The following is a 10,564-nucleotide window of genomic DNA, read 5'->3' on the forward strand; positions in this document are numbered from 1 at the left end:
GTTTAGGGATTTTTCAAAACTTCCCTAAAATGCTCTCTACTCACAAAATCTCAAATTACTTATCCCAAAGGATTAAAAAATGGCAAGAAAAACTCCATTAAATAAGATTAGAAATATTGGAATCGCAGCACATATTGATGCAGGAAAAACAACAACTTCTGAACGGATTTTATTTTATACTGGTGTGAGTCACAAAATTGGAGAAGTGCATGATGGTGCTGCGACAATGGATTGGATGGAGCAGGAAAAAGAGCGTGGAATCACAATTACTTCAGCGGCAACAACTTGTTTTTGGAAGGATTACCAAATTAATCTGATTGACACCCCCGGGCATGTGGATTTTACCATTGAAGTGGAGCGTTCAATGCGTGTTTTAGATGGTGCTGTTGCAGTGTTTTGTTCAGTAGGTGGTGTGCAACCACAGAGTGAAACGGTATGGCGACAAGCAAATAAATACGGCGTTCCTAGAATTGTTTTTGTAAATAAAATGGATAGAATTGGTGCAAATTTCTATAATGTGGAATCGCAAATTGCAACAAGATTAAAGGCAAAGCCTGTTCCTATTGTTATTCCTATTGGTGCAGAAGATAGCTTTAAGGGTGTTGTGGATTTAATTCAAATGAAAGCGATTGTTTGGAATGATGAGTCTATGGGGGCAAAATACGATATTGAAGAGATTCCAGCAGAATTAATGGAAAAAGCACAAGAATACAGAGAAAAATTGCTAGAAGCTGTTGCAGAACAAGATGAAGTGATGATGGAAAAATACTTAGGAGGAGAAGAACTAAGTATTACAGAAATCAAAGCTGGAATCAAAAAAGCTTGTTTAGCAATGGAAATGATTCCTATGCTTTGTGGTTCAAGCTTTAAAAATAAAGGTGTGCAGACTCTATTAGACGCAGTTGTGGAGTATTTGCCTGCTCCAACAGAAGTTGCAGACATTCGTGGTGTGGATCCAAAAGATGAGGAAAAAGAAATTAGTGTAAAATCTACTGATGATGGTGAGTTTGCAGGGCTTGCGTTTAAGATTATGACAGATCCTTTTGTTGGGCAGTTAACATTTGTGCGTGTGTATCGTGGAAGTTTGGAATCTGGTAGCTATGTGCTTAACTCTACAAAGTGTAAAAAAGAGCGTGTGGGAAGATTGCTTAAAATGCACTCTAACAAAAGAGAAGATATTAAAGAAGTTTATGCGGGCGAGATTTGCGCATTTGTAGGTTTAAAAGAAACGCTAACAGGGGATACACTCTGTTCTGAAAAAGATTCTGTGATTTTAGAGAGAATGGAATTCCCAGAGCCTGTTATTTCTATCGCAGTTGAGCCAAAAACAAAGGCAGATCAAGAAAAAATGGCATTAGCCCTTGCAAAGCTTGCTGAAGAGGATCCAAGCTTTAGAGTGCATACAGATGAAGAATCAGGGCAAACAATCATCTCAGGTATGGGTGAGTTGCACTTAGAAATCATCGTGGATAGATTAAAGCGTGAATTTAAAGTGGAGGCGGAAGTGGGACAACCGCAAGTTGCATTCCGTGAAACAATCCGCCAAAGCGTAGAGCAAGAATGTAAATATGCTAAGCAATCTGGTGGGCGTGGGCAATACGGACATGTCTTTATCAAGCTTGAACCACAAGAACCGGGCAAGGGGTATGAGTTTGTGAATAACATTAGTGGTGGTGTGATTCCAAAAGAATATATCCCAGCAGTGGATAAAGGAATCCAAGAGGCGATGCAAAATGGTGTGCTTGCGGGTTATCCTGTTGTGGATTTCAAAGTTACGCTTTATGATGGAAGCTACCACGATGTGGATTCTTCAGAGATGGCGTTTAAGATTGCTGGTTCTATGGCGTTTAAAGATGCGTGTAGAAAAGCCGGGGCAGTTTTATTAGAGCCTATGATGAAAGTGGAAGTAGAAGTTCCAGAAGAGTATATGGGTGATGTGATTGGAGATTTAAACAGAAGGCGTGGGCAAATCAACTCTATGGATGATAGAATGGGATTAAAGATTGTCAATGCCTTTGTTCCTTTGGCAGAGATGTTTGGTTACTCCACAGATTTGCGTTCTGCAACACAAGGGCGTGGAACATACACAATGGAATTTGACCACTATGGTGAAGTCCCAAATAATATTTCTAAAGAAATTATGGAAAAACGCAACGGCTAGTTTCTTTTAACCTTATGCCATCGCATTGCTTTTTTATTCTCTTTAGGTTTTTTCCTAAGGGGATGGAGTAAGAATTATGTAATATGGTATAACAAGGAATCAAATGCGCAAAGTTTATAAACCAAATCCATTTGTCTTAGTTTCTACAAACACTGGGGCGATGATTTTAAACCATCTTGATTGTCACAAAACGCCAATGGGAAGTTATGGTGTGGGCTATCAATTTTTGCAAACCGGTGGTTTTGATATGGATGAAATTTCTAGTGTTATAAAGCTGCTTGGATTGTGTAGAGAGCGTTTTGGTGATGGAGTTGTGGCATTAGATTGTGGAGCAAATATTGGTGCGCACACGATTGAATGGGGTTTAGAAATGTTAGGTTGGGGGGGGGGTGATTCTGGACAATATGCAGGCAGAGTGATTGCTTTTGAAGCACAAGAATATATTTATTATGCCTTATGTGGCAATATCGCATTAAATAATTGCTTTAATGTGAAAGCTATCTTTGGGGCTTTGGGCAATGCTAAAAAGCAAGGTGAAATGCTAGAGATTCCAAGTGTGGATTATACAAAGGCGGCTTCTTTTGGCTCTTTGGAATTAAAATTTGATGCACAAAATGAATTCATTGGACAAAAAGTAAACTATCAAGATACTCAAAAAGTTCCTTTAATCAGTATTGATAGCTTAGGCTTGCAACGCGTAGATTTGATAAAAATCGATGTAGAAAAGATGGAGTTGGAGGTTTTAGAGGGTGCTAAAAAGACTATAAAAAGCCACAAACCCTTGCTCATCATTGAAATAATAAAAAGCGATAAGGAAAAGATTAAGAGTTTTTTAAAAGGCTACAAATTTTTTGACTTTGGAATGAATTTACTTTGCATTGTGGAGGATAGTCCAATTTTGCAATACATTGTTCCTGCAAAATAAGTAAATATTAAAAGATGAAATAAAAGCAAAAGACATTTTCTGTATCATATTTTTTAAGCTTAAAGTAGCTTGAAGTTATTGTGGGTCTCTTAAAATGAATCGGAATTTCTTTTTTTGCTGGCCGGGAGAGAGGGATTCGAACCCCCGGAGGTGTGACCCTCAACGGTTTTCAAGACCGCCGCTTTCGACCACTCAGCCATCTCCCGACAGATAAAAAACTTAACTTGCTCTGTGAAGTTAAAATTAATCATCACTTAAATTAAAGCAACTCTGTAAATTTCAAAAAATTTTGGAGGCGACACCCAGATTTGAACTGGGGAATCAGAGCTTTGCAGGCTCCTGCCTTACCACTTGGCTATGTCGCCACTTATGGTGCCCGGGGCCGGACTTGAACCGGCACAGACGCAATGTCCGAGGGATTTTAAGTCCCTTGTGTCTACCATTTCACCACCCGGGCATATTGCTAGAAAGTTACTTTTATGATTTTTTAAATGGAGCGGGAGACGGGGATCGAACCCGCGGCCCCAACCTTGGCAAGGTTATGCTCTACCACTGAGCTACTCCCGCATAAAAGTGAGAGTGTAATTATAGCGTTGCTTTAATAAAAAATCAAGGGTTTTTATAAGTTTTGCAGTGCTGATATGGAATCTAAAAGCATAGCATAAGTAGAGAAAATTGTCAGAAAATTTGCTATAATTGCCAATTTTTAATGATGCAAGGATAATGATGCAATTAGTTGGGTTTGGAATCTTATTGATGTGTTTGCTGATGTTTTCTGGCTGTGAAGAAAAGACACAAGAAGCAATGCCATTGAAAAAAAAGCAAGAGTTTTTAGAGAATTTGACATTGCAAGCAAATAATGGAGAAGTTCTAGTCATTAACCAAAAAAGGCAAGAGAAAGGAGAGTTTGCTTTATTGGAGTCAAAACCAAGCATTTTAGAGAATTTGAGTATTACAAGCGGAATGAGAAATATTAAAATTTTAGTATTTTTTACCACTTGGTGTGATCCTTGTAAAGGGATTTTACCGCATTTAGATAATTTAAAAAATCAATTTGGCGATAAAATTGCATTTTTTGGGATTCCTATTGATGATTTAGTGGGTGATGTGGAAAATTTTAAAGGTGCTGTGCAGGTTTTTAATGTGGAAAATTTATTAAATATGCCCCTTATATTAGATGAGAATCGCACGGAGCTTTTTAAAGCACTTGGCGGGATTGAAGGTGTGCCGCTTATTGCGTTATATGGGGAAAACGGAGAGTATATTATCCATTACTTAGGGGCGATTCCAGAGGAAATGATTGAGTTTGATTTGACACAAAATTTAGAGCAAAAGGGGCTGTAATGTTTCAAATCTTTAAAAAAACGCTAGAAAAAACCACACAAAACATTCGCGATTTGCTCCCAAAGGCGCAAAAAAAGCTACCCAAAGAAGCATTAGAAGAGATTTTGATTGCAACAGATATGGATTATGATTTAGCGGAGTTAATTTTATCACCCTTAGGTGATGAGATTAGCAAAAATGAGTTAGAAGTTGCTTTGCTACGCTTGTTTCGGGGGGAAAGTTATTATGATAAGGTGCAAGCTAAGGAAGTGAGTGCAAAGCCTTGTGTGGATTTGATTGTGGGCGTTAATGGGGCAGGCAAAACAACGACCATTGCAAAGCTTGCAAATTTGTATCAAAAGCAGGGTAAAAGTGTAATTTTGGGTGCTGGGGATACTTTTAGGGCAGCAGCAATTGAACAACTTAAATTATGGGGAGAGAAGCTTAAAATTCCAGTGATTGCTTCGCAAACTGGGCACGATCCTTCTGCTGTGGCGTTTGATACAATCACTTCTGCTGTGGCAAAAAATTTAGATGTAGCAATCATTGACACAGCTGGGCGTTTGCATAATCAAAGCAATTTACAGCAAGAGCTAGAAAAGATTGTGCGCATTTGCAATAAGGCAAAAGAGGGTGCTCCCCATCGTAAAATTTTGATTTTAGATGGCACACAGGGGAGTTCAAGTTTGGAGCAAGCTAGGATTTTTAGCCAAACACTAGGTGGTATAGATGGCGTGATTATTACCAAGCTTGATGGCACAAGCAAAGGTGGGGCAATTTTTAGTGTGATTTATGCACTGCGTGTGCCAATTTTATACATTGGTGTGGGTGAGGGAGCTGAGGATTTAATTGCTTTTGATGAGAATAATTATATCCAAACACTTTTGGATTCCATATTTAGCGAGTAAGGTTAGAAAAGTTGGAATCTAAAATGACACAAAAACAGGATTTACAAGCTTTATGCAAGGCATTTGCAACATTTCCAAAGTCTAAAGCGATTTGTCCTTGTTGTTGCTGGGGGGGGGTATTTTTGGCGTTTGTGATTTTAATCAAGGTGGTGTGGAAGCTGTGCTTTGTGGAATCCCTGTGTATTACCATCGCTGTGAAAGTTGTGGATTTATTTTCGCACAGGATTTTTACAAGCTTGATAGCGTATGGTTTTCTAAGCATATTTATAATTCCGATTATGTGCATTTTGATACGGATTTTGTGGAAGTTCGCCCAAGGGCAAATGCGATGCTTATTGCACAGACTTTTAGCATTCCAAAGGAAATGCGTATTTTGGATTGGGGCTGTGGGAATGGCAAAATGTGTGCAACATTACGGAATCTTGGCTATGCAATCACAGGCTATGACGCCTTTGTGCCAGAGTTTAGTCAAAAGTCAGAGGAGAAGTTCCCTTTAATTGTGGCGTTTGAAGTGGTGGAGCATTTAAGTGATGTGTATGGGGCTTTTACAGAGATTTTAGGGATGTTGCAAGAAGGTGGAATCTTTTTGTTTTCTACACTTTTGCAGCCCCAAAACATAAGGGAGCTTGGTGTAAAGTGGTGGTATATTATGCCGCGCAATGGGCATATTTCAATTTTTACGCAAGAAGCGTTGAGAAAATTGTGTAAAAGAATTGATAGGGATTTTAATGTTTTTTCTTTTAATGAGGGATTGCATTTTATCTATAATGCTAAAAATCCACCCAAAAGCCTTGGAAATGTGAAGTTTAGTTGGAATTAGCAATGCAAGTGCGATAAAGATTTTTGGCAAAACATAAGGGGTAGATAAATGGCGAAGAAAAAAGCGCAAGTTTTTGAGTGCCAACATTGTGGTTTTCAAAGTTTTAAATGGCTTGGAAAGTGTTCAAATTGTGGGGCTTGGGAGAGTTTTTTAGAGTTAAAAGAGGAGCAAATTAAGGCTTTTAAGGGATTAGAATCTCAAAGTGTGAAAGTTAAGCGCATTACGGAAGTGGAGAGAGAAGAGTTTGTGCGCTTTAGCTCAGGGGAGAGTGAGTTTGATATTGTGCTAGGTGGGGGGATTGTGCTTGGAGGAATGTATCTTGTTGGTGGGAGTCCGGGCGTTGGGAAATCCACACTGCTGTTAAAAATCGCTAGCAATTTAGCAAAAAGTGGTAAAGAGATTTTATATGTTAGCGGGGAGGAAAGTGCTTCACAGATTAAACTAAGGGCGGAGCGATTAAACGCGCTAGATAAGAATTTGTATTTATTAAATGCTATTAAATTAGAAGAGATTTTAGCGGCGATTAGGGAGCATTCTTATCATTTAGTTGTGATTGATAGCATTCAAACGCTTTATAGTGATGGGATTGCTTCAAGTCCGGGAAGCGTTTCACAAGTGCGTGAGGTAACATTTGAGCTAATGCGTCTTGCAAAAGAATATGGGATTTGTGTGTTTATCATTGGGCATATCACAAAAGATGGGGCGATTGCTGGACCTAGGATTTTAGAGCATATGGTAGATTGCGTGCTGTATTTTGAAGGGGATTCAAGTAGGGAGCTGCGCTTTTTGCGTGGATTTAAGAATCGTTTTGGAAACACAAGTGAGATTGGAATTTTTGAAATGCAAAGCAAGGGTTTGGTGGGGGCAAAGGAGGCTTCTAAGATTTTTTTCTCACAAAAAACTTCAAGTCCAGGGAGTGCGTTAAGCGTGGTGATGGAAGGGTCGCGCGCACTTGTGCTTGAAGTGCAAGCTTTAGTTAGTGATTGCGCTTATGGTGTGCCAAAGCGTGCTTGCACGGGGTTTGATCAAAGTCGCTTAAATATGCTTTTAGCACTTTTAGAGCGTAAATTAGAGATTCCATTAAATCGTTATGATGTGTTCATTAATATTACAGGTGGGATTAAGATTATTGAAACAGCGGCGGATTTAGCAGTTGTAGCAGCAATTTTATCAAGTTTTAGGAATCGTGCTTTGTCAAATTCTAGCGTGTTTATTGGAGAGGTGAGCTTAGTGGGTGATGTGCGTGATGTGTCAAATATAGAACAAAGATTAAAAGAGGCAATTTCGCTTGGAATCACGCACGCCATCGTGCCTAATAGACTTAAGCAAAGCTTAGCAATTAAGTGTTATGAGGCACAAGAAGTTACAAAAATCATTGATTGGATGTAGGGATTTGGGTTGGGATAAAATCTTCTAAGATTTCTTCTTGCATAATGTAAGTAATTTCTAGCGTGAAGTTTGTATTAAAGGGATGTTCTATAATCACAATAGGCGAAGTGAAAAATCCGCTAGGATAGAGTTTATAGCGCAAGGCAAGTTGTATCTCTTCGCTTAAGCCTTCTTCTAAAAGACTCTTAAAATCTGTTACCCCTAGCATAGCTTTAAAAGTGTGAAATTCTAAAAATACGATTCCATCTTTGCTGCCATATCCAATTCCTTTTTCCCAAAATTCTATTTTTGCCTTTGTGGGTTTGTTGAGCATTGAGTAGCTACAAATAAAGCTAGGAATTGTGGAATCCTTTATGCTTAGTAAGCCTTTTAATAGGCGGTATTGCAAGACTTTGCGCTTGATGATTTGGTAGGGCTTTTGTGCTTGTTCTAGTTGTGTGCGTGTTTGAAAGTTTTTAAGACGCAAGGCTGGGAGATTACGCACTTCTTTTGGGAGACTTAAGCTAGAGATTAATTCTAAAGGATTTTTATGGGATTTTTCGCGCTGGGCTTTTAGGGCATAAAGGCAGCCACAATAATTTTGGCGGTAGAGATTTGCTTCTTTTGCAAGTTGATTTTGGATTTGTGTGCCTCCGTTACTGCGCACATCAATGGGCAAAAAGGCTAGGTTGTGCTTAGTAGCGATTTTTTCACCTTGTGCAAAAAGCTCATTTTGGGACTTCATAGGGCTTGCAAGTAAGGTGCTTGTAAATTCCACGCAATGCGTATCTAGCGCAATTTGCGCGCTTCTTTCTAATCTAAAATCAAAGCAATAACTACATCTCTCACCCTTTTCTGGAGCATCTTCTAAGCCCTTGCTTCCTTCTAGCCATTCTGTAAGATTGTATTCCCCTTCAATGAGTGGAATCCCTAGTTGTTTGCAACTGCGTTCCACATCAAGTAAGCGCATTTGGTATTCTTCAAAGGGGTGAATATTGGGATTATAAAAAAAGCCACAAAAGTTTTTAGTGGGGTATTTTTCTTGCAGTTGTGTTAAGAAATGGTGGCTATCTACGCTACAGCAAATATGCACTAAAGTAGTGTTTTTGTTAGTAAAATCATAAGGAATCTTAGACATTTTTTGCCTTTTTTGGTGGAATTTTAGCGCATTAAAGTTTGAGAATGCAAGGGTTAATTTTTGGTAATTTTACAAGATTTTAATCCATTATTCACATTGTTTTTACATCTCTTCTTTATGATTGCATTAAAAAATGTCCCTAAAAAATCAGTATGTAGCCCTAAAAATAGGAATTTGAAGCTTGTCAAAAATTGTTAAAAAACCCAAACTTTTATTTTTCGCTTGATTTTAGCCTTAAAAAACACTTAGACTTTACCTAAGAATCAGAGAATTTTAAGCTTTTTTAGAAAATTTGTCAAGCAAAAAATCATAAATTCCAAACTCTTGTAAATCCCCGCACATCGTATTCACGATTGATTTTTGCACACAATATTTCAGATTCTTTTGAAAATGCAAGATATTTGTTACCCTTTTACCATTTTTGCCTATGGCAATTCCTATAAAAAACAAGAAAAACAAAGCAATTTATCAAACAAAAACAAAAAAACAAGTTTTTCTAAAAGCTAAAAAATGACTTTTATTTGAATTTCAAAATTTTTCGCGCGGAATCTTGTTGTAGGCTTGGCGGTCTTGTAGGTTTTTGGGTTGCTTTTTCTGTCATCGCAGGTTCTTTTGTCTGCATTGACTTATAGATTGCTTCGTCTCTGACTGCGCTTGTTCCTCGCAATGTAGTGGGGGTTTGCGTTGTTGTAGGTTTTTCAGACTGCATTTGTTTATAAATTTGCAATATAGGCTGGTAAAATCTGATACTCAACAACCGCCTCTATTTCCCCGATAAATGTGCTACATCTTTTAACATATTTCCAAAGTGTTACTCTACTAATTTTTAGAATTTTTAAAACTTCATTTGATTTCATTCTTATTTGCTTTTAAAATAAAATTTCAATAATTATAAAAATATTTAAAATATATTAAATGATTTGTTTATTATAATATCTGTGGAGGCTGAGGATTTAATGTCGCCTGTCCGCTGATTAAGCTCCTCTATAATATCAGCACCTTTTACAATCTCATCACTATCTGCAATCTCCTTACGTGAATACTTTATTCTCTAGTTGTGAAATGTGTGATAAATGTTTTATCTCTATCTTGTGTTACAAGCAAGTAAAAGTAAGGCTCTTTACCTGTGCTTTTATACTTCTTCAAATACTTATCCTTTGAATCCTTTTTGTATTGGATTTGCGGTTTTTCCTTAAGCAATTTTTGTATTTGTGCTTCTGTCAATTTTTGCGGTGTCGGCGTGGATTCCAAACTTTCTAAAGTATTTTGAATTGGTTTAATTTCTACCTCTTTCATTTTTCACAATCTTGGCTCTAGTGTGGATAAATAGGGTAAGCTTTACTTGCAGAATCCCAACCCTTGCTTAGAGTATTGGCTAACTCTTTTGTAACTTTCTCTTTAAACTCGGGATTCTTGCTTTGCCTTGAATTGTGCGATTGCCTTGCTTCCTATCGCTCCTCCTGTAAGTCCTAAGAGGAAGTTTTGCGGATTAAATTCTAACTCGCCTTTTTCGTTCTGGCTAAATCCCGCTATGCTTCCCCCTAAGATTCCGCTTCCTATGTGTGCGTTAGATTCGTAAATGTTTGGGCTTGTTTCATTGAAATATTTGCGATTCTCTGTGCTTTTGCTATTTTTGTGGTATAATGTCAGCAGTTTTAGCACTCGGGAGTGTGTCAGCGGAAGCTCGGTTATCCACTGCTAAATCTAGGTCTTGCGACTTGCCTATCGCTGAAGTGCTTTTGTCGCTAGGCTGCAAAGATTTCAATTATAAACAATATCATCTCCTACTTTTCTCTCTTGAACGCTTAAAATCGCCTTTGCTTTTTCAAAATCGCTTTCATAAATGCGATAATTTTTTATATGTGGCTTTTTGTGTCTTGGCTCTTGAGATTCTATAAATCTAGCATTTTTAAATAATTCT

10 protein-coding genes, 4 tRNA genes and 1 pseudogene are annotated in these 10,564 nt (G+C 37.9%); 6 read left to right on the forward strand and 9 right to left on the reverse strand.

What is annotated here, in order from left to right:
• The first annotated feature begins 79 nt into the window (after positions 1–79).
• Together fusA and MRZ19_RS01405 are read left to right on the forward strand one after the other, a co-directional pair.
• Positions 80–2,161: an elongation factor G gene (fusA, locus tag MRZ19_RS01400; protein ID WP_291029592.1), complete on the forward strand. Its 2,082-nt coding sequence runs from the start codon at positions 80–82 to the stop codon at positions 2,159–2,161.
• 103 nt (positions 2,162–2,264) lie between these two features.
• Positions 2,265–3,086 (forward strand): FkbM family methyltransferase, encoded by an 822-nt coding sequence (locus tag MRZ19_RS01405; RefSeq protein ID WP_291029593.1) that lies wholly within the window; start codon positions 2,265–2,267, stop codon positions 3,084–3,086.
• A gap of 118 nt (positions 3,087–3,204) precedes the next feature.
• Here the strand turns inward: MRZ19_RS01405 and MRZ19_RS01410 are convergent.
• The 4 genes from MRZ19_RS01410 to MRZ19_RS01425 form a co-directional block, all read right to left on the reverse strand.
• Positions 3,205–3,292 (reverse strand) — tRNA-Ser (locus MRZ19_RS01410).
• Between the two features lie 84 nt (positions 3,293–3,376).
• Positions 3,377–3,451 (reverse strand) — tRNA-Cys (locus tag MRZ19_RS01415).
• Positions 3,452–3,456: 5 nt separating this feature from the next.
• Positions 3,457–3,543 (reverse strand) — tRNA-Leu (locus MRZ19_RS01420).
• A gap of 35 nt (positions 3,544–3,578) precedes the next feature.
• Positions 3,579–3,653 (reverse strand) — tRNA-Gly (locus tag MRZ19_RS01425).
• A 156-nt stretch (positions 3,654–3,809) separates the two neighbouring features.
• On the opposite strand from MRZ19_RS01425, the gene MRZ19_RS01430 reads away from it, so the two are divergent.
• The 4 genes from MRZ19_RS01430 to radA all read left to right on the forward strand — a co-directional run bounded on the left by MRZ19_RS01430 (position 3,810) and on the right by radA (position 7,526).
• Entirely contained in the window at positions 3,810–4,430 is a 621-nt protein-coding gene (locus MRZ19_RS01430; RefSeq protein ID WP_291029594.1) for a TlpA disulfide reductase family protein, read from the forward strand.
• Positions 4,430–5,317, forward strand: a complete 888-nt coding sequence (gene ftsY, locus MRZ19_RS01435) for a signal recognition particle-docking protein FtsY (RefSeq protein WP_291029596.1) — start codon at positions 4,430–4,432, stop codon at positions 5,315–5,317. The genes MRZ19_RS01430 and ftsY overlap by 1 nt, the downstream gene beginning before the upstream one ends.
• 103 nt (positions 5,318–5,420) lie before the next feature.
• Positions 5,421–6,137: a class I SAM-dependent methyltransferase gene (locus MRZ19_RS01440; protein WP_291029598.1), complete on the forward strand. Its 717-nt coding sequence runs from the start codon at positions 5,421–5,423 to the stop codon at positions 6,135–6,137.
• Between the two features lie 48 nt (positions 6,138–6,185).
• The gene (radA, locus tag MRZ19_RS01445) at positions 6,186–7,526 is read left to right on the forward strand and encodes a DNA repair protein RadA (RefSeq protein WP_291029600.1); all 1,341 of its coding nucleotides are present in this window, start codon (positions 6,186–6,188) and stop codon (positions 7,524–7,526) included.
• Here the strand turns inward: radA and MRZ19_RS01450 are convergent.
• From MRZ19_RS01450 to MRZ19_RS01470, 5 genes and pseudogenes are all read right to left on the reverse strand, one after another.
• On the reverse strand, positions 7,510–8,643 hold the full coding sequence (locus MRZ19_RS01450; RefSeq protein ID WP_291029601.1) for an epoxyqueuosine reductase QueH: 1,134 nt from the start codon (positions 8,641–8,643) through the stop codon (positions 7,510–7,512). The genes radA and MRZ19_RS01450 overlap by 17 nt on opposite strands.
• A 517-nt stretch (positions 8,644–9,160) precedes the next feature.
• Positions 9,161–9,397 (reverse strand): hypothetical protein, encoded by a 237-nt coding sequence (locus MRZ19_RS01455; protein ID WP_291029603.1) that lies wholly within the window; start codon positions 9,395–9,397, stop codon positions 9,161–9,163.
• A 37-nt stretch (positions 9,398–9,434) separates the two neighbouring features.
• Positions 9,435–9,500: pseudogene (locus tag MRZ19_RS08515) on the reverse strand (IS607 family transposase); the annotation flags it as partial.
• A gap of 187 nt (positions 9,501–9,687) precedes the next feature.
• Positions 9,688–9,939, reverse strand: a complete 252-nt coding sequence (locus MRZ19_RS01465; protein WP_291029608.1) for a hypothetical protein — start codon at positions 9,937–9,939, stop codon at positions 9,688–9,690.
• A 102-nt stretch (positions 9,940–10,041) separates the two neighbouring features.
• Positions 10,042–10,305, reverse strand: coding sequence for a hypothetical protein (locus tag MRZ19_RS01470; RefSeq protein WP_291029610.1), 264 nt, complete (start codon positions 10,303–10,305; stop codon positions 10,042–10,044).
• Between the last annotated feature and the right edge of the window lie 259 nt (positions 10,306–10,564).

It is taken from the genome of Helicobacter sp., assembly GCF_022770205.1.
In the GTDB taxonomy this organism is placed as follows: Bacteria; Campylobacterota; Campylobacteria; order Campylobacterales; family Helicobacteraceae; genus Helicobacter_D.

Coding starts and splice junctions, on each gene's coding strand:
- MRZ19_RS01405 (WP_291029593.1), top strand. CDS start 2,265: ATGCGCAAAGTTTATAAACCAAATCCATTTGTCTTAGTTTCTACAAAC.
- MRZ19_RS01450 (WP_291029601.1), bottom strand. CDS start 8,643: ATGTCTAAGATTCCTTATGATTTTACTAACAAAAACACTACTTTAGTG.
- ftsY (WP_291029596.1), top strand. CDS start 4,430: ATGTTTCAAATCTTTAAAAAAACGCTAGAAAAAACCACACAAAACATT.
- MRZ19_RS01430 (WP_291029594.1), top strand. CDS start 3,810: ATGATGCAATTAGTTGGGTTTGGAATCTTATTGATGTGTTTGCTGATG.
- fusA (WP_291029592.1), top strand. CDS start 80: ATGGCAAGAAAAACTCCATTAAATAAGATTAGAAATATTGGAATCGCA.
- MRZ19_RS01465 (WP_291029608.1), bottom strand. CDS start 9,939: ATGAAAGAGGTAGAAATTAAACCAATTCAAAATACTTTAGAAAGTTTG.
- radA (WP_291029600.1), top strand. CDS start 6,186: ATGGCGAAGAAAAAAGCGCAAGTTTTTGAGTGCCAACATTGTGGTTTT.